Origin of the sequence: Pseudoxanthomonas putridarboris (assembly GCF_038321125.1) — a bacterium.
Classification (GTDB): domain Bacteria; phylum Pseudomonadota; class Gammaproteobacteria; order Xanthomonadales; family Xanthomonadaceae; genus Pseudoxanthomonas_A; species Pseudoxanthomonas_A putridarboris.
The window spans coordinates 19750-38103 of record NZ_JBBWWT010000002.1 but is presented as its reverse complement, the minus strand read 5'-3'; the positions used below and the strand labels follow the sequence as shown (position 1 = coordinate 38103).

16 protein-coding genes are annotated in these 18354 nt (G+C 68.3%); 6 read left to right on the top strand and 10 right to left on the bottom strand.

Features of this window, described 5'->3' with window-relative positions:
* Window positions 1-128: 128 nt before the first annotated feature.
* From AAD027_RS04225 to AAD027_RS04210, 4 genes are all read left to right on the top strand, one after another.
* On the top strand, window positions 129-1085 hold the full coding sequence (locus AAD027_RS04225) for an alpha/beta fold hydrolase (RefSeq protein ID WP_341724782.1): 957 nt from the start codon (window positions 129-131) through the stop codon (window positions 1083-1085).
* Window positions 1082-3559 (top strand): acyl-CoA dehydrogenase, encoded by a 2478-nt coding sequence (locus tag AAD027_RS04220; protein WP_341724781.1) that lies wholly within the window; start codon window positions 1082-1084, stop codon window positions 3557-3559. Before AAD027_RS04225 ends, AAD027_RS04220 begins: the two co-directional genes overlap by 4 nt.
* A gap of 194 nt (window positions 3560-3753) precedes the next feature.
* Window positions 3754-4236, top strand: coding sequence for a hotdog fold domain-containing protein (locus AAD027_RS04215; RefSeq protein ID WP_341724780.1), 483 nt, complete (start codon window positions 3754-3756; stop codon window positions 4234-4236).
* Window positions 4237-4255: 19 nt separating this feature from the next.
* Window positions 4256-4639: a hypothetical protein gene (locus tag AAD027_RS04210; protein WP_341724779.1), complete on the top strand. Its 384-nt coding sequence runs from the start codon at window positions 4256-4258 to the stop codon at window positions 4637-4639.
* Window positions 4640-4794: 155 nt separating this feature from the next.
* Here the strand turns inward: AAD027_RS04210 and AAD027_RS04205 are convergent, their stop codons facing one another.
* From AAD027_RS04205 to AAD027_RS04195, 3 genes are all read right to left on the bottom strand, one after another.
* Entirely contained in the window at window positions 4795-5145 is a 351-nt protein-coding gene (locus AAD027_RS04205) for a DUF1304 domain-containing protein (protein WP_341724778.1), read from the bottom strand.
* Window positions 5146-5285: 140 nt separating this feature from the next.
* On the bottom strand, window positions 5286-6467 hold the full coding sequence (locus AAD027_RS04200; RefSeq protein ID WP_341724777.1) for an NAD-dependent epimerase/dehydratase family protein: 1182 nt from the start codon (window positions 6465-6467) through the stop codon (window positions 5286-5288).
* Window positions 6464-7828, bottom strand: a complete 1365-nt coding sequence (locus AAD027_RS04195) for an NTP/NDP exchange transporter (RefSeq protein WP_341724776.1) — start codon at window positions 7826-7828, stop codon at window positions 6464-6466. The genes AAD027_RS04200 and AAD027_RS04195 overlap by 4 nt, the downstream gene beginning before the upstream one ends.
* A gap of 218 nt (window positions 7829-8046) precedes the next feature.
* Between AAD027_RS04195 and AAD027_RS04190 the strand changes: the two genes are divergently transcribed.
* Complete coding sequence (locus AAD027_RS04190) at window positions 8047-9696, top strand: GMC family oxidoreductase (RefSeq protein ID WP_341724775.1); 1650 nt, start codon at window positions 8047-8049, stop codon at window positions 9694-9696.
* A gap of 9 nt (window positions 9697-9705) precedes the next feature.
* Here the strand turns inward: AAD027_RS04190 and AAD027_RS04185 are convergent, their stop codons facing one another.
* On the bottom strand, window positions 9706-11625 hold the full coding sequence (locus AAD027_RS04185; protein ID WP_341724774.1) for a M48 family metalloprotease: 1920 nt from the start codon (window positions 11623-11625) through the stop codon (window positions 9706-9708).
* Between the two features lie 112 nt (window positions 11626-11737).
* Complete coding sequence (locus AAD027_RS04180) at window positions 11738-12343, bottom strand: LemA family protein (RefSeq protein ID WP_425605387.1); 606 nt, start codon at window positions 12341-12343, stop codon at window positions 11738-11740.
* An 81-nt stretch (window positions 12344-12424) separates the two neighbouring features.
* Here AAD027_RS04180 and AAD027_RS04175 point away from each other — a divergent pair, with 81 nt between their 5' ends.
* Window positions 12425-13840, top strand: coding sequence for a serine hydrolase domain-containing protein (locus AAD027_RS04175; protein WP_341724773.1), 1416 nt, complete (start codon window positions 12425-12427; stop codon window positions 13838-13840).
* 61 nt (window positions 13841-13901) lie between these two features.
* Here AAD027_RS04175 and AAD027_RS04170 read toward each other — a convergent pair whose 3' ends face one another.
* From AAD027_RS04170 to gcvT, 5 genes are all read right to left on the bottom strand, one after another.
* A complete protein-coding gene (locus tag AAD027_RS04170; protein ID WP_341724772.1) occupies window positions 13902-14435 on the bottom strand; it encodes an SRPBCC family protein in 534 nt (177 codons plus the stop codon).
* Window positions 14436-14552: 117 nt separating this feature from the next.
* Window positions 14553-14987 (bottom strand): hypothetical protein, encoded by a 435-nt coding sequence (locus AAD027_RS04165; RefSeq protein WP_341724771.1) that lies wholly within the window; start codon window positions 14985-14987, stop codon window positions 14553-14555.
* Between the two features lie 1119 nt (window positions 14988-16106).
* A complete protein-coding gene (gene gcvH, locus AAD027_RS04160; protein ID WP_341724770.1) occupies window positions 16107-16499 on the bottom strand; it encodes a glycine cleavage system protein GcvH in 393 nt (130 codons plus the stop codon).
* 83 nt (window positions 16500-16582) lie between these two features.
* Window positions 16583-17203, bottom strand: a complete 621-nt coding sequence (locus AAD027_RS04155) for a 2-hydroxychromene-2-carboxylate isomerase (protein ID WP_341724769.1) — start codon at window positions 17201-17203, stop codon at window positions 16583-16585.
* A gap of 10 nt (window positions 17204-17213) precedes the next feature.
* A complete protein-coding gene (gene gcvT, locus AAD027_RS04150) occupies window positions 17214-18335 on the bottom strand; it encodes a glycine cleavage system aminomethyltransferase GcvT (RefSeq protein ID WP_341724768.1) in 1122 nt (373 codons plus the stop codon).
* Window positions 18336-18354 lie beyond the last annotated feature (19 nt).

Genomic DNA, 18354 nt, shown 5'->3' with positions numbered 1-18354 from the left:
ACGCCGTGGTGTGTTGCGGTACGTTTGCTGCGATGCACAATAAATAAAATGAAATCAATCGGTTGCATAGGCAGGAACATCGGCAAACCGATTGACTACTCTAAAAGTGAAAACCCATACTAGGCCGTATGGTCACTTCCGTTTCCCCTGCCACTCCGATCCGCGACGACCTCGATGCGGGCCATGGCCGCGTGATGGCGGGGCACGGCGATTTCGCCCTGGCGACCCGGCGCTTCGCCTCGCCACGCGCATTGCAGGGCAACCCCGCGCTGGTCTATGCGCACGGCTTCGGCCAGACGCGCGGCGCGTGGACCCGTACCGGCCAAGTGCTGGCCGGGCATGGCTACAGCGGCCTGGCCTACGACGCGCGCGGCCACGGCGAATCGGACCGCAATCCCGCCGACCTGCCCTATGCCGGCGACCAGTTCGCCGACGACCTGATCGTGGTGGCCGGCGAACAACCCGAGCCGCCGGTGCTGGTGGGCGCATCGATGGGCGGCCTGTTCGGCCTGATCGCCGAATCGCGCTGGCCGGGCCTGTTCCGCGCCATGGTGCTGGTGGACATCACCCCGCGCTGGGAGCCCGCCGGCCTGGAGCGCATCCTGGGCTTCATGACCGCATTCCCCGATGGCTTCGAATCGCTGGAGCATGCGGCCGACGTCATCGCCGCCTACCAGCCGCAGCGCCGCACCCGCAAATCGCCGGACGACCTGCGCGAACTGCTGCGCGAAGGCGTCGACGGCCGCTGGCGCTGGCATTGGGACCCGCGACTGGTGGACGAACTGGCGCGCGACAGCGCGCAGCACCAGGACGCCATCGCCGAAGCGGCGCGTGGCGTACAGTGTCCCGTACTGCTGATCAGCGGCGGGCGCAGCGACCTGGTCTCGGAAAAGACCGTCGAAGACTTCAAGACGCTGGTGCCGCACGCGCGCCACGCGCATCTGCCGCAGGCCACCCACATGGTGGCCGGCGACGACAACGATGCGTTTACCGCCGCCGTGTTGGAATACCTGGCCGGACTTCCCGCCATGCCAGGTGCCGTCGAACCCGATGTAACCGAATCCGTGCCCGGAGCAAGCCCATGAGCATCGCCATCCCCTTCCTCGCCTTCCTGCTGGCGGGCGCCTTCGCCGCCTACCACCGCCTGCGGCTCGCGTACTGGGCCGCCATCACCGCCAGCCTGCTGGTGGCGTGCTGGCTGCTGGGCGCCAACCCGGTCGCGACGGCCATCGCCGCGGTCATCGTCGCCGTCATCGCGGTGCCGCTGCTGATCCCGGCGATCCGCAAGCCGCTGATCACCTCGCCGATGCTGAAGTTCTTCCGCAAGGTACTGCCGCCGCTGTCGCAGACCGAGCGCATCGCGCTGGAAACCGGCTCGGTGGGTTTCGAGGGCGAACTGTTCACCGGCGACCCGGACTGGAACAAGCTGCTGGACTATCCCAAGCCGCAGCTGACGACCGAGGAACAGGCGTTCCTCGACGGCCCGGTGGAAGAACTGTGCAGGATGGTCAACGACTGGGAGATCACCCACGTCCATGCCGACCTGCCGCCGGACCTGTGGGAGTTCATCAAGAAGAACAAGTTCTTCGGCATGATCATCCCCAAGCAGTACGGCGGCCTGGGCTTCTCCGCGCTGGCGCACCACAAGGTCATCCAGAAGCTGGCCTCGGTCAGCAGCGTGGTCAGTTCCACCGTCGGCGTGCCCAACTCGCTGGGCCCGGGCGAACTGCTCAACCACTACGGCACGCAGGAACAGAAGGACTACTACCTGCCGCGCCTGGCGATCGGCCAGGAAGTGCCCTGCTTCGGCCTGACCGGTCCGTTCGCCGGTTCCGACGCCACTTCGATCCCCGACTACGGCATCGTCTGCAAGGGCGAGTGGAACGGCGCCAACGTGCTGGGCGTCAAGCTGACCTTCGACAAGCGCTACATCACCCTGGCCCCGGTCGCCTCGCTGATCGGCCTGGCCTTCCGCATGTACGACCCGGACGGCCTGATCGGCGACACCAAGGACATCGGCATCTCGCTGGCGCTGCTGCCGCGCGAAACGCCGGGCGTGGAAATCGGCCGTCGCCACTTCCCGCTCAACTCGCCGTTCCAGAACGGCCCCATCCACGGCCGCGAGGTGTTCATCCCGCTCAGCCAGCTGATCGGCGGCGTGGAGATGGCCGGCAAGGGCTGGAACATGCTCAACGAGTGCCTGGCCGTGGGCCGCTCCATCACTCTGCCCTCGACCGCCAGCGGCGGCGCCAAGGCCGGGGCGGTGGTGACCGGCGCCTACGCGCGCATCCGCAAGCAGTTCGGCCTGTCGGTCGGCCGCTTCGAGGGCGTGGAGGAAGCGCTGGCCCGCATCGGCGGCAAGGCCTATGCGATCAGCGCGCTGTCGCAGGCCACCGCCGCCGCGGTGGACCGCGGCGACGTGCCGTCGGTGCCGTCGGCCATCGCCAAGTACCACTGCACCAGCATGAGCCGCGAAGTCATCAGCGACGTGATGGACGTGGTGGGCGGCAAGGGCATCATCCTGGGGCCGCGCAACTTCGCCGGCCGCAGCTGGCAGGCCGCGCCCATCGCCATCACGGTGGAAGGCGCCAACATCATGACCCGCAGCCTGCTGATCTTCGGCCAGGGCGCGATCCTCTGCCATCCGTGGGTGATGAAGGAGATGAAGGCCGCGCAGAACCCGGACTTCGACGCCGGCGTGGAAGAGTTCGACCGCAACCTGTTCGGCCACATCGGTTTCGCGATCTCCAACGCCGTGCGTTCGTTCTGGTTCGGCCTGACCGGCGCGAAGATCGGTTCGGCGCCGGGCGACGACTACACCCGCCGCTACTTCCGCAAGCTGGACCGCTATTCCGCCAACCTGGCGCTGATGGCCGACGTGTCGATGCTGACGCTGGGCGGCAAGCTGAAGTTCAAGGAATCGCTGTCGGGCCGTCTGGGCGACGTGTTGAGCCACATCTACATGACCAGCGCCATGCTCAAGCGCTACCACGACGAAGGCGCGCCGCAGTCCGACCAGCCGCTGCTGGCATGGGCCTTCCACGACAGCGTGCACAAGATCGAACTGGCGCTGTCGGCCGCGCTGCGCAACTTCCCGATCCGCCCGGTGGGCTGGCTGATGTGGGCGCTGATCTTCCCGTGGGGCCGCCGTGCCGAAGCCCCGGGCGACCGCCTGGGCCACCGCGTGGCGGCATTGCTGATGGCGCCGAACGAAGCCCGCGACCGGCTGGCGCAGGGCGTGTTCCTGACCCCGTGCGCGAACAACCCCGGCGGCCGCATCGCCAGCTACCTGGCCACCGCCATCGCCGCCGAGCCGGTGGAGCGCAAGTTCCTGAAGGCGCTGAAGACCAAGGGCATCGAGGCGCTGGACTACGCCGCGCAGCTGGACGAAGGCGTGCGCGAAGGCTGGATCACCGTGGAGGAGCGCAAGCTGCTGGAGGAACTGCGCGCCATCACGCTGGAAGCCATCACCGTGGACGACTTCGACGTGCACGAACTGCGCGCGGCCAGCTACTACGACCTGCCGCAGAACAAGCGCCAGCCGCGCGAAGCGGCCTGAAGGGAGTATCCCCTCCCTCGCCTGCGGGGGAGGGTTAGGGTGGGGGCGACGAAGCCACCGCCCATTGCGAGCCGGGCTGGCACCCGAAGACGATGCCAGCCCGCCCGCGAAGACCCAGCTTCACCATCTCCGCCCGCCCCGATCCCAGCCCCGTATCAAGTACGGGGGGAGGGGTTGATCCGAAGGGTTCCCCGATGAGCGCCAACGTCCTGCAGATCTACCGCACCCTGAGCCGCAAGCCGCTGGGCAAGTGGCTGTTCTCGCGCCTGATCTGCTTCAAGGCGCCCTACTTCGGCAGCATCAAGCCGCGCATGACGCTGCTGGAGCCCAACCGCGGCGAGGCCACCATCGCCCACCGCCGCAGCGTGACCAACCACCTGGGCACCGTGCACGCGATCGCGCTGTGCAACCTGGCCGAGTTCGTCGGCGGACTGACCACCGACGTCAGCATCCCCGCCTCGATGCGCTGGATTCCGAAAGGGATGACGGTGGAGTACGTGAAGAAGGCCGTCGGCACGATGCGGGCCGTCGCCACGCCGGAGTTTGCGCCCCACGCATCGGCCGATGGCTACGAACTGCCGATGAACGTGGTGGTCGACAACCCGCAGGGCGAGGCGGTGTTCCGCGCCCGCATCAGCATGTGGGTATCGCCGAAACCGGCGCGCGACACACGCTGAGCATCGACCCGGCGACGCCATGGACACGCCCGAACTTCTGGTCCGCCTGGGCGGCGCGCACAGCCTCGGTTTCGCGCTGTTCCACCTGGCATTCTGGAAACTGTTCGACTGGAAGCGCGACCTGGCCCGCAACTCGGCGGCCAACCGCGCGATCATGCAGATCCTCAACCTGCGGTTGATCTACGTGTTCCTCGGCATTGGCGCGGCCTGCTTCGTCTTCACCGACGAACTGCTGCGCACGCCGCTGGGCAACGCGATACTGGCCTTCATGGCGCTGTTCTGGGTGGGGCGGACGATCGAGCAATTCGTGTTCCTGCGCGTGCACCACCCGTTGGTGCACGCGCTGACGGCCTTGTTCGTTCTGGGCGCCCTGCTGTTCGCGATTCCGCTTCTTTCCCCGTAGGAGCGCCCTGGGGCGCGATGCTCTTCTTTCCACCACTGCGCAAAAAAGCATCGCGGGCATGGCCCGCTCCTACAACTACCATCAAGCAGCGGTATCGATGAACGGAATGCCTCGCGGGCATACCGTGAGGAAGAGCATCGCGCCCCAGGGCGCTCCTACAATAGCCAGATGGCCGCCAGCGCGGCGATGGCCGGCACGCCCTGCACGTAGAAGATGCGCCTGCTGACGCTCCACGCGCCATACAGCGCCGCGACGACGACGCACAGCAGGAAGAACACCACCACGTTCCACTGTGCGGTGAACAGGCCCCAGAGCAGGCCCGCGGCGAGGAAACCATTGTAGAGCCCCTGGTTGGCGGCCAGCACGCGCGTGGTCTCCGCCTTCTCCGGCGTGTTGCGGAAGGTCTTCATGCCCAGCGGACGGGTCCACAGGAACATCTCCAGCACCAGGAAATACAGGTGCAGCAGTGCGACCAGCACCACGAGCACGGACGCGAGCAGGGTCATGCGATCACTCCGGAGGGCAGGCGGCCAGCATAACGTCCCCCGCATGGAAACGCTTCATGGGTGTCGCCCCGCGCAATGGCCTGCCGGTCGATACTCAGGGAGTATCGCGGCGTGTTATCCAACAGGCCTGCAGACCGCTCCTACGCGGTCTTCCGCGCGTGCCAGGCCCTCAGCACTTCGGCCTCGCGCTCGGCATCGATGCCCGCCTTCGGCTTGGCGCGGCGCTCTTCCGGCAATGCCAGCCACCACTGCAGGGTATCGTGCACGGTGGTGTCGAGAGAGCGGTAGGTCAGCCCGGCGGCCTGGGCGCGTGCGCTGCTGCGCAGGCCGAAGGCCGCGTATTCGCCGGTCGGCGGAATCCACGCCGGCATGTCCTGCCAGGCGCTGACCTTCTGCTGTTCCAGGAAGTCCGCCGGTACCCAGGTCACGGTGGAACTGGCGGCGGCGGGCTGGTCGCACGGTGCGCGCACGCACTGGACCTGATTGGCTTCCGTCCCCGCCTTCTGGCAGGCGTCCAGCAGCGCGCCCATCGTCAGCTTGCCGGCCGGGGCATCGGCGTTGAAGACGTCGAAGTTGCGCGTCTCGATCAGGCGCAGCATGAATTCCGCCAGGTCGCGCACGTCGATGACCTGGGTGGGGTTGTCCGGCGCGCCGGGGGCGAGGATCTCGCCGCCCCGCGCGGCGCGCGCAGGCCAGTAGGTGAAGCGGTCGGTGGTGTCGCCGGGCCCGACGATCAGGCCGGGGCGCACGACGGTGGTGCGGCCGGGCATGGCCTTCTCCGCCGCCTGTTCGCACAGTGCCTTCAATGCACCGTAGGTCTCGCCGGTGATCTCGGTGACGGTGGGGTCGGGAATCGTCGCCACCGCCGCGGTTTCGTCGGCGTCGGGCGTCGCGTTGTCGGCGTAAACCGAGATCGAGGAGACGATCAGGTACTGCCCCACGCGCGGGGCCAGCAACTCCGCCGAACGCGTCACGTCGGCTGGCAGGTAGGCGGAGGTATCCAGCACGGCGTCCCAGCGGCGCGTGCCTTCCAGCGCGGCCAGGTCGCTCTTGCGGTCGCCGTGCAGTTGTTCGATATCCTTGAACGCTTCGCCGCTGAAGCGTGTCGGGTTGGACTTGCCGCGATTGAACAGGGTCAGCCTGTGGCCGCGGTCGCGCGCGGCTTCGACGAAGTGCGGACCGAGGAAGCCGGTGCCGCCCATGACCAGGATGTCGAGTGGCCTGGCGGCCTCGCCTTCGACCGCGGCGCGGACGCTGCCCGGCAACGTCATCCAGGCGGCGGCCGCGGAACCGGCCAGCAGGAAATCGCGGCGTGAGGTCATGGTGTGCTTCCGGCAGGCGCCGCGGCGGCGGCGCGTTCGGAAGGCAGCTTGGACTCCTCGCGCAGCAGCCGCCATGCCCCGAAAGTCATGACGCTGGCGACCAGCAGGCCGGCCCCGAACACCACGTTCGAGCCGAAGGCGGACAGCAGTTTGTGCAGCCAGACGAAACTCAGGTCGCCGCCGCGGTAGATCACCGTGTCGATGGCGGCGCCGGCCTTGTAGCGCCATTCGCGCCCCACCCGGGTGTAGATGGTCTCGCGCGCCGGCTTGGCCAGCGAGAACTCGCTGGCGCGCGTGACCACCTGCACGATGGCCACCATCACCGGTAAGGGCGACGCCGACAGGATGGAGAAGCCGAGGATGATCGCAGCGCCGGGGATCAGCAGCGCCGGCGCGATGCCGTAGCGCGACAGCAGGAAGCGGGTCAGCAGCAACTGCACGACCAGCGTCAATGCGTTCACGGCCAGATCGAGGGTGGCGTAGTACGCCGTGCTGGCCGCGGGATCGGTGTAGAGGCGCCGCACGATGGCCGCCTGCTCGTTGTAGAGCAGCGTGCCCACGCCGACGCCCGTCACCACCATCACCGCCAGCCAGCGCAGCAGCGGCTCGCGCGCGATCAGCTTCAGGCCGGCCAGGATCTCGCCGCCCATGGGCACCTCGCCGCTGACGATCTTCCGTTCCTGTTCGCGCGCCACGGCCCACAGGCGCAGGCGCAGGATGCACACCACGCAGACGGACAGGAAGCCGGCGGACACCAGCATCAGGTTGGCGATGCCGATGCGTTCGACCAGGCTGCGGGTGAGGACGGGGCCCAGGAACGCCCCCATCGTGCCGGCGGCGCCGATGTAGCCATAGAACTTGCGCGCTTCGGCGTTGCTGAAGACATCGGCCATGAAGCTCCAGAACACCGCCACGGCGAACAGGTTGAACACCGTGATCCACAGGAAGAACGCCATGCCGCGTCCCGGCACGCCGCTGTTGAACAGCACGTAGAACAGCAGCAGCGTGGCGATGAAGAAGCCGTACACCACCGGCAGGAACACGCGCCGCGGATAGCGGCTGACCAGCCAGCCGTAGACCGGCTGCAGCAGCAGCATGATCAGGAAGGTGCAGGTGAACAGCACCTGCAGGGTGAAGTCCCTCAGCGGCATGCCGCGCGCGGCGAAGAACTCGATCATCTGCGCCGGAAAGATCGCCTGCACGTCCGCCGAAGCCCCCATCGCCTCGCGTACCGGCCGCAGCACGTAATAGCCGCTCAGCAGGCAGAAGAAGTAGATGAACGCCCACAGCAGCGGGGGCGATTCGGACAACGCCGCCCGGAACCGGCCGAGCCTGGAAGTGGCTGCTGATGGATGGCTCATGGGCGGGCGCATTCCCCTGGTGACGGCCGTGGGCAGGCATCCGGCCCGCATCTCGCGCGCACGGTATACGATGCACTGCAACATCGCCAGCACGGCACGGGGCGCCAACCGCGCGATGGCCCAGGCGTCGCCCGCCACCGGTCCGCATCGCCCCTGCTCAGAGCATTTGCTCTAGCCCCGGCCGATACGTTCGGGCGGTCTCGGGAACAGGTCCACGCGTGTACGACTTCGTCATTATCGGTGCCGGCTCCGCCGGTTGCGTGCTGGCCCATCGCCTGTCCGAAGACCCCGGTTGCCGGGTACTGCTGCTGGAAGCCGGTCCGCGCGACTGGCACCCCTTCATCCACATGCCGGCCGGACTGGCCAAGCTGGTCGGGCAGAAGGGCGTCAACTGGAACTACGACACCGCGCCCGAACCGCACCTCGACGGGCGCCGCCTGTGGTGGCCGCGCGGCAAGGTGCTGGGCGGCTCCAGTTCCATCAACGCCATGTGCTACATCCGCGGCGTCGCCGGCGACTACGACGACTGGGCCGAGGCCGGCGCGGACGGCTGGGGCTGGGCCAGCGTGCTGCCCTACTTCAAGCGTTCGGAACGCAACGCGCGCGGCGCCGACGCCCTGCATGGCGCAAACGGCCCGCTGTACGTGTCGGACCTGCGCTACACCAACCCGCTGTCGTCGGCCTTCCTGCAGGCCGGGCAGCAGGCGGGCTTTGCGCTCAACCCCGATTTCAACGGCCCGCGACAGCAGGGCTTCGGCTTCTACCAGGTCACGCAGAAGGACGGCGCGCGCTGCTCCAGCGCGGTGGCCTACCTCGATCCCGCGCGCGACCGGCAGAACCTGGACATCGTCACCGGCGCGCTGGTGCGGCGCATCCTGCTGGAGGACGGCCGCGCCGTCGGCGTGGCCTACGCGCGCGGCGGGCACGAGGTGACGGTGCGCTGCGAGCGTGAGGTCCTGTTGAGTGGCGGCGCGATCAACTCGCCGCAGCTGCTGATGCTGTCCGGCATCGGCCCGGCCGAGCACCTGCGCGAACACGGCATCACCGTGCGGCACGACCTGCCCGGCGTGGGCCGGAACCTGCAGGACCACCTGGACATCTGCACGCTGCAGCACTCCACCCAGCGCGTGACCTACGACCGCGCCAGCGAGCTGAAGACGGCGTTCGACTACTTCCTGCGCGGCCACCGCGGGCCCGGCAGCAGCAACATCGCCGAGGCGGGCGCGTTCGTGCGTTCGTCGCTGGCGCAGGACGAGCGCGCCGACATCCAGCTGCACTTCGTGCCGGCGATGCTGGACGACCACGGCCGCAACCGGCTGGAGGGCGACGGCTACACCCTGCACGCCTGCTTCCTGCGGCCCCGCAGCCGCGGCCGGATCGCCCTGGCCAACGCCGATCCGCGTGCGGATGCGCGCATCGAGGCCAACTACCTGAGCGATCCGGAAGGGTTCGACCTGAAGATGATGGTCGAATGCGCCAAGCTGTCGCGCGAGCTGTTCGCGCAGAAAGCGTTCGACGCCTATCGCGGCGCCCCCATCCACCCGGCGCGCAGCGACCTGTCCGATGCCGAGCTGGTGGACTTCATCCGCGCCAAGGCGGAGACCGTCTACCACCCCATCGGCACCTGCCGGATGGGCAGCGACGACAGCGCCGTGGTCGATCCGCAGTTGCGCGTGCGCGGCATCGGCGGCCTGCGCGTGGTGGATGCCTCGGTGATGCCCATGCTGATCGGCGGCAATACCAACGCACCCACCATCATGATCGCCGAGCGCGTGTCGGACCTGATCCGGGGCGTCGCGCCGTTGCCGTCGTCGTCCGGCGACGCGTTCGCCCATGCCGACGCGTCGCAGACGGTGCTGGCGGACTGATCCCCGCGCCTACTTGCCTTCCAGCATCGCCGGCAGCGGGCAGTGCAGCACGGCGCAGACGGTGCGCAGCAGTTCCGCTTCCTCCACGCTCACCTGGCCGTCGTGGCTGACGGCGGCGGCCACCGCTTCCACCATCAGCTCCTTGGCCAGCGGGTCCAGCGCATCCAGCGGCTCCCATACCTCGTCCAGCGCCAGCACGCCCCTGGCCGGCGGCGCATAGGGCAGGTGGTCGCGTGGCAGCACGCGTTGCAGGCCCGCCAGATAGGCATGCTGCGCCTTGACTGGCGTGTCGTGGCCGGCCTGCGCCACCACCGCCAGCAAGGTGGCGAACGGCTGCCGCACATCGTGCGGCTTGCGGCGGCCGAACGGTTTGCCGCGGCCCGGCGACAGGGCTTCGCGCACCTGCACCTGCAGCAGCCGCGCCAGGCAGTACTCGAACAGCGAGACCTGGCCGTCGGCGTGCACGGCGGCGTCCACGGTATCGATGAAGGCATCCAGCTCCGGTCGCGGGAACCGGCGCAGCAGCGGGAACGCCAAGGCCGCCAGCGGCAACCTCAACATCGGGTGCAGCGTGCGCAGGTGCTGCTCGCGCAGTTCCACGGCGCGCTCAGCCGTCGCCGCGCCCAGCCGCGCGGCGATCTCGAAGCGCTGGCGCGCGGCCACCGTCTCCGTCGCATCCAGCACCAGTCCCAACAGCAGCGGCATCACCTGATCGCGTTGCCGCGCCAGCACCCGCAACGCGTCCGGCAGCGTGGTCGCGATGACATGGGCGCGCCCGTAATCGTCGTCCGCGGGCGTCGCCACCTGGGCCGCCACCATCGCCGGGGTCAGCGAAATCGAGGCCGAGGCCAGCGGCAGCGGCGGCGGTTCGCTGCCGGCCAGCCCCTTCGCGACGTCTTCCTGCAGCCCATCCGGCGGCGACACCGCCCAGCGGCGCGCCAGGTCGTCCAGCTGCTGCTTGCCGAACAACGGGTCCAGCGTGCAGATGCGCTGCAGCAGCGGCGGATGGGTGGCGAACAACCGCGAGTACGCGCGGCCTTCGCCGAACAGCATGTGGCTGACTTCCTCCACCTTGCCCTTGTCTTCCAGCGTCGAGCCCGCGTCCAGCCCGCCGATCTTCTTCAGCGCGCCGGCCAGTCCCGCAGTCTGGCGGGTGAACTGCACGGCGGAGGCATCGGCCAGCAGCTCGCGCTGGCGGCTGACGCCGGCCTTGATCATGCGGCCGAAGAACAGCCCCACGCCGCCGGCCACCATCGCGGCCAGCGCGATCATCAGCACCGCCGCGCCGTCCTTGCCGCGTCCACCGCGCCCGTACAGCAGCACGCGCTGGCCGATGATGCTCAGCATCATGATGCCGAACAGCACGCCCATCAGCCGCAGGTTGAGCCGCATGTCGCCGTTGAGGATGTGGCTGAACTCGTGCGCGATGACGCCCTGCAACTCGTCGCGGTTCAGGCGGTCCAGCGCGCCGCGGGTGACCGCCACCGCCGCATCGGCGGGCGAATAGCCGGCCGCGAAGGCGTTGATGCCGGCTTCGTTCTCCAGCACGTAGACGCGCGGCACCGGCACGCCGGAGGCGATGGCGATCTCCTCCACCACGTTGCGCAGCCGGCGCAACGACAGGTCGGTGACGTCCTGCGGCACCTCGCTGCCGCCCATCTGCAACGCCACCGTCTCGCCACCGGCGCGCAGCGACGCCAGCCGGTACAGCGAGCCCAGCCCGATCACCGCCAGCGTGCCCAGCGTGGCCATCGCCAGCAGCGCGATCACCCCGCCATTGCCGCCACCGCTGGCCCACACCTGGCTGCCGAACAGCACCAGCACCACCAGGTCCACCACCGCGACGATGCCGGCGACCGCCAGCGCGAACAGCACGACCATCCGCAATGAGCCACGGCGCGCGGCCGCCTGGTGTTCGAAGAAGTTCATGCGAGAGCCGGGATTAGTGATTGGGGATTGGGGATTGGTCGAAGCGGGAGGGATGCGGAACAATCGGGCTTTCTCTCGAATCCCCTCATCCCGAATCTCCAATCCCGGTCCCTTAGAACTGCACCTTCGGCGCCTCGCGCACCTGCGCCGCCTTGTCCGCCGGGATGTCCAGCAGCGCCGCGGGCGTGAAGTCGAACGCACCCGCCACCACGCTGGAGGGGAACATCTCGCGCTTGTTGTTGTAGGCCATCACCGCGTCGTTGTAGGCCTGCCGCGCGAACGCCACCTTGTTCTCGGTAGACGTCAGCTCTTCGGTCAGCTGCATCATGTTCTGGTTGGCCTTCAGGTCCGGATAGGCCTCGGCGATCGCCAGCAGGCGGCCCAGCCCCGCATTCAGCTGGCCCTGCGCGGCGGCGAGTTGCGCCATCGCCGCGGGATCGCCCGGATTGGCCTTGGCCGCGGCCAGGCCCGACTGCGCGGCCGAACGCGCCGCCACCACGGCTTCCAGCGTCTCGCGCTCGTGGTTCAGGTAGCCCTTCGCGGTTTCCACCAGGTTGGGTATCAGGTCGAAGCGGCGCTGCAATTGCACGTCGATCTGCGCGAAGGCGTTCCTGAACGCGTTCCGGGCGGTCACCAGGCCGTTGTAGATGCCCACGCCCCACAGAACTGCGACGACCGCCACACCCACCACCAGCAGCAGGATGAACAACATGGACATGGAACTTCTCCTTGATTGTGCAATCGAAAAAACCGGCGTTATCATCCGGTACGGCAAGAGCTTACGCAGGCCACGCGCACGATGAAAGACAAGGGTACACGGCGGCCGATGCGGTCACTCCGGTTGGGACTGGTCGGCATGCTGCTGCCCCTCACGCTGTCCACCACTGCGCAGACGCCGTCGCGCTGGGACCCGGCCAGCCCGCCACCCGCCGCCGCGACCGCGACGCCTGCCCACACCGCGACGCCGCAGTACCTGTCGCCCACGCAGCCACGCCCCTACCGTACCGCATTGGCGGAGCAGCGCGTGCTGCCGTTGGCGCAGGGCTTCGACGTGGCCGGCTTCGAGGCCATGGCCCAGCAACTGACCGTCGGCCAGCGTGTGCCCGGGATGGCCATGGCCATCGTGCACAACGGCCGCGTGCTCAGCGCGCGCGGCTACGGCGTCACCGACGTGACCGCGCCGCAGGCGGTGGATTCGCACACCGTGTTCCGGCTGGCCTCGCTGTCCAAGGCCTTCGCCAGCACGCTGACCGGGCTGCTGGTCAACGATGGCTCGCTGCGCTGGGACAGCAAGGTCAGCCAGTACGTCCCCGGTTTCCAGCTCAACGATCCGGTGGCGTCGCAGCGCGTCACCGTGGCGGACCTGCTGAGCCATCGCGTGGGCCTGCAGGCCTACAACGCCTTCGACCGCGACATCGAGGCCAACGCCGACTACTACGAGGTGAGCCGCAAGCTGGCCTACGCGCCGATGAAGTGCATGCCCGGCCAGTGCTACGCCTACCAGAACGTGGCCTTCAGCCTGGTCGGCGACGTGGTGTTCGCGGCGTCCGGCACGTTCTACGACCAGGCGCTGGACCGCCGCATCTTCAAGCCGCTGGGCATGAACGACGCCAGCGTGGGCCTGGCCGGCATCCAGGGCAGCACGCGCTGGGCGCGTCCGCACGTGCGCAGCCGCAACGGCTGGGTCTCGCTGATGCCCAAGCCTACTTACTACCGCCTGCCGCCCGCGGCGGGCGTCAACGCCAGCGCCAGCGACTTGGCGCAATGGCTGCTCGCGCAGACGGGGCATCGCCCCGACGTGCTGCCGGCGCCGCTTCTGGCCACGTTGCATGCGCCCATCATCGCCACGCCGGGCGAGATGCGTGCCGGCTGGCGGCGCGAGCGCGTGTATTCGGCCAGCTATGCGCTGGGCTGGCGCGTGTTCGATTACGCCGGACAGCCGGTGGTCTTCCATGCCGGTGCGGTGCAGGGCTATCGCGGCCTGGTCGCGTTGCTGCCGGAACGCGACCTGGGCGTGGCGATCGTCTGGAACAGCGAAAGCTCGCTGCCGTCCGGCCTGCTGCCGACCATCCTGGATCGCGCGATGGGCCTGCCGGGCCAGCCATGGGTCGATACGCCCGCCGACTACGATCTGCTGATGGCCGATTCGCCGGCCACGCCGCCAACGGAAGAGAACGGCACCTCGGCGCAGCGCGCGAAGGCCTCGCCGAACTGACCGGCCATCGCCGGAACGCACCGGGCGCATCGAGCGCCCGGGATCCTGTCTTTCGCGGTCCTCAGGCCTGCGTGCTTTCCAGCAACGCCTTCAGCTTGGCCAGGCCCTTCTCGTAGTCCCCCCCGATCATCCGGTCGAACAACAGGCCCAGCCAACGACCGAACGGGTTGTAGCCGTGGTCGGTATCGAACGCCCAGGTCAGCCGCGTGCCGCTGCCCTCCGGTTCGATCAGGTAGGTCGCGCGCCCCTGGCTGCCACCGAAATCCAGTTCGACCACGATCTTCCGGTGCGGCACGCTTTCGCTGATCTGCTGGCTGCCCGAACCGACCGACCGATTGCCGATCCAACTCATGCGCGCGCCCACGCCGTTGGCCGGGCCCTCGAACGTGTACCTGGCCTGCGGGTCGTACTCGGCCCACGGCGACCAGGCGTTGAAGCGTTCGAACGAATTGAGCGTGGCGTAGACCTGCTCCGGGCTGCGGTCGATGGTGACGGCGCGCTCGACGTGCGTGCTGGCCGGCAGCAACAGGCTGCCCAGGGCCAGCACCAGGCCCAGCCCGACGATCACGGCCAACGTCCATTTGATGAACTTCATGCGGCGCCTCCTCCGGTTGGATGACGGCGCCAGACTAACCGGTCGCGCATAAAAAAACTCCCTCCCCGCTGGGCATCGGGGAGGGAGTCCATGGTGTTACGGCTAATCGGGGTTGGCTTAGATCAGCGGAGCCGGGGTAGCCGGCAGCGCGACCGGGGCCGCTTTCTTCTTGGACTTCTTGGCAGGCTTCTTGGCGGCCTTCTTCGCGGCCTTCTTGGCCGGCTTCTTGGCTACTTTCTTGGCAGCCTTCTTCGCGCCCTTCTTGGCGGCCTTCTTCGCAGGCTTCTTGGCTACTTTCTTGGCAGCCTTCTTGGTGGCCTTCTTCGCGGTCTTCTTGGCAGTCTTCTTCGCCGGCTTCTTGGCTACCTTCTTCGCAGCCTTCTTGGCGACCTTCTTCACCGCCTTCTTGGCCTTGGCGACCTTCTTGGCGACCTTCTTGGCAGCCTTCTTCACTGCCTTCTTCACGGTCTTCTTGGCGGCCGACTTCTTGGTGGCCTTCTTGGCGGCCTTCTTGGCGGCCGGTTTCTTCTTCGCAGCTTTCTTCGTTGCCATGTGATGGCTCCTCGTCAATGAACTATGGATTGGTACATCTGGTTACAGCACATCTGCCCGTGGGCAGGCCCAGTTGCAAGAAACGCCGCGGGAGTCGGACCCGCCGGCAGCCGCCGCCGCGACCAGCGCGGCGATGCGGATTCCCAGGGAGACGGGCGTGCGAAACCCGGCTCCCTACAAATACGAAAACACCCGCGTCGCGCGGCGACACGGGTGTCCTGGAAAGGGGGGCGATGCGTTTTTCCGGGGGAAGCGAAGCCTGCGTCCACCGCGATCCCGGTGCGGACGGTTGGCCTTGTTGTCTTTCGCGCTGTCGTGTTGATTCGACTCACTCGCTTCCGCAGGATGCTCTGCTTGGGGCGAAACCTAATCACGCTTTTTCTGGGTGTCAACACTTTCGTGCAACTTTTTTCCGCGATGGGAAGCGCACCGGAACACCGGTGGTCGCGCGCCCGGTTGCCTAACGCCGCGCGGCGGTAGCCGGCGCGCATGCGCGCAGTGGAAGTGCATGCAAAAAAACATCGGGAAAACGCGTGTTTTTTTTTCGCGACCCATCCACTGGCACACAACGGGTGGTCGCGCGGGCGACTTCGACGACAACCTGGAAAGTCTCGTTCCGGGTTGAACGGCAGCTAAAAAAAACTTTCGCGAAGGGCGCCGGATTCGGCGTCGCACAAGCCCGATTGCGTCGATTTGCGCAAGAATTTTTCCCGTGCCGTCCCGCTCGCGGACGGACGAACGCGGCATGTTCGCGCCGCGACGCACCCTGTCCGGGCAACGCGCGCATCCTCTTCGACGACTGCCTTCGACGGTCGCGAACGATGCTTTCCCGCCCTGCGCCATCGTCGATCGCGAGTCGGCGGCGCGGAACAGGACGACGGGATGTCGGCGGACGCGGTTGCCGACCGGCCGGAGCGACAGCGATGCGCCGTCGACAGGCGGACGGCGCGTCAACGATCCGGCACCGGCGCCGACGAACGGCGCGGCATGGTTCGCCGCATGGGTGCCGGCGCTTCGGCGCCGCGACGGACCGCGGAAACGAAGCGGGGAACCGCGGAGCGGCGGGATCTGCATCCTGCCGCTCCCGGTTCCCCGGGAGACATTCCGTCGCGGACCGGCTCAGTCTTCGTCTTCGAGCAGCTCGGCGTAGTCGTCGGGCGACAGCAGGTCGTTGAGCTGGTCGGGTTCCTCGACCTCGATGACGAAGATCCAGCCTTCGCCGTAGGCGTCCTCGTTGATCGTCTCGGGCTTGTCGCTGAGCGCGGCGTTCACCTCGACGATCTTGCCGGTGACCGGGCTGTACACGTCGGAGGCGGCCTTCACCGACTCGACCACGGCACTGGCGTTGCCGGCTTCGATCCGGTCGCCGACGTTGGGAAGCTCGACATAGACCAGGTCGCCCAGCAGGCCCTGCGCATGGTCGGAAATGCCGACGGTCACGCGGCCACCGCCTTCGACGCGGGCCCATTCGTGGGACTTGAGGAACTTAAGATCGCCAGGAATCTCACTCATGGGGCTACTCCGGATTGAACAGTGGATCGGGACAGGGACGATAGTTTAGCGGAGTAAGCGGCCGGTGAAGGAAGCGCCGCCGGTCAGCCGGCACGGAACGGCGTGCGCCCGTTGCGCAGGGCGTCGTCCAGATGCGCGATGCGGTCCTGGCCCCAGAACGCTTCGCCATCGGACACGTAGCCCGGCACGCCGGGCAGGTCCGCCGCGATCGCCGCTTCGGTATTGGCCCGGTACTCCGCATGGACGGCGTCCGCACCGGCGGAAGCCAGCATATGGTCCGCATCGTGGCCGTGCGCGGCGAGGCGCGCGGCCAGCGCCTGCGGATCGGCGATGTCGGCATCGTCCACCCACAGCGCGCGGGACACCGACAGCATGTAGTCGGCCGGATCGGCGCCCGCGTGCAGCAGCGCGACGACGGTGCGGTCGGCCAGCGAGGCGTCCACCGGGAAATGCTTCGGGTGCAGGTTCAGGGGCAGGCCGCGCGCTTCACGCCAGCGTTGCAGTTCCAGCAGGCGGTAGCGCTGGCGCGACAGCGGGCGCTGCCCCAGCGGCACGCCGCCGCCGGCGGCGAACACCTCCAGCATGCGCACCGGGCGGAAGCGCACGTTCGCGCCATGCCGTTGCGCCACCTGCAGGAACGCCGCGTGCCCGAGATAGGCATACGGCGACGCCAGCGAGAAGAAATAGTCGACCGCGGCGGCCATGGCGCAGGGCTCAGCCCAGCACGCCGGGCTGTACCTGGCCTTCGCGCACGAACGGGAACTTCACCACGCGCACCGGCACTTCCTTGCCGCGGATGTCCACGCGCACGCCGCCGTCCGCGCCCAGCGCGATGTCGCCGGCCGGCACGCGGGCGAAGGCGATGGCCTTGCCCAGCGTGGGCGAGAAGGTGCCGGACAGGATCTCGCCGTCGCCGTGGGCGGTGAGCACCTTCTGGCCGTGGCGCAACACGCCCTTCTCGTCCATCACCAGGCCGATCATCTGGCGCGGCACGCCGGCGGCCTTCTGCGCCTCCAGCGCGGCACGGCCGATGAAGTCGCGCCCTTCGTCGAGTGCGACCGTCCAGGCGAGCGCGGCTTCGTAGGGCGAGACGGTCTCGTCCATGTCCTGGCCGTAGAGGTTCATGCCGGCTTCCAGGCGCAGCGTGTCGCGCGCGCCCAGGCCGGCCGGCTTGACGCCGGCTTCCAGCAGCGCGTTCCAGAACGCCACCGCCTCGGTTTCCGGCAGCACGATCTCGTAGCCGTCCTCGCCGGTGTAGCCGGTGCGGGCGACGAACAGCGGGATGCCGGTTCCGGTCTGCGCCTCCATCGCGGCGAAGCGCGCCAGCCTGGCGGCGCCGGCGCGGTCGCCTTCGCGCAGCAGCCCCTGCACGCGTTCGCGCGCGGCCGGGCCCTGCACGGCGATCATCGCGAACTCGGGACGCTCGCCGACCTGCACGCCGAACGCGGCCGCCTGCGCGGCGATCCATGCCAGGTCCTTGTCGCGGGTGGCGGCGTTGACCACCAGGCGGAAGAATTCCTCGCCCATGAAGTAGACGATCAGGTCGTCGATCACGCCGCCCTGCTCGTCCAGCATGGTGGTGTACAGCGCCTTGCCCGGCTTCTGCAGCTTGTCCACCGAGTTGGCCACCAGGCGTCGCAGGAATTCGCGCGTGCGCGCGCCGCGCAGGTCGACCACGGTCATGTGGCTGACGTCGAACATGCCGGCGTCGCGGCGGACCAGGTGGTGTTCCTCGATCTGCGAACCGTAGTGGATCGGCATGTCCCAGCCGCCGAAATCGACCATCTTGGCGCCGAGCGCGCGATGGGTGTCGTTGAGGATGGTCTTCTGGGTCATGGCGGCTTCCGGCACAAAG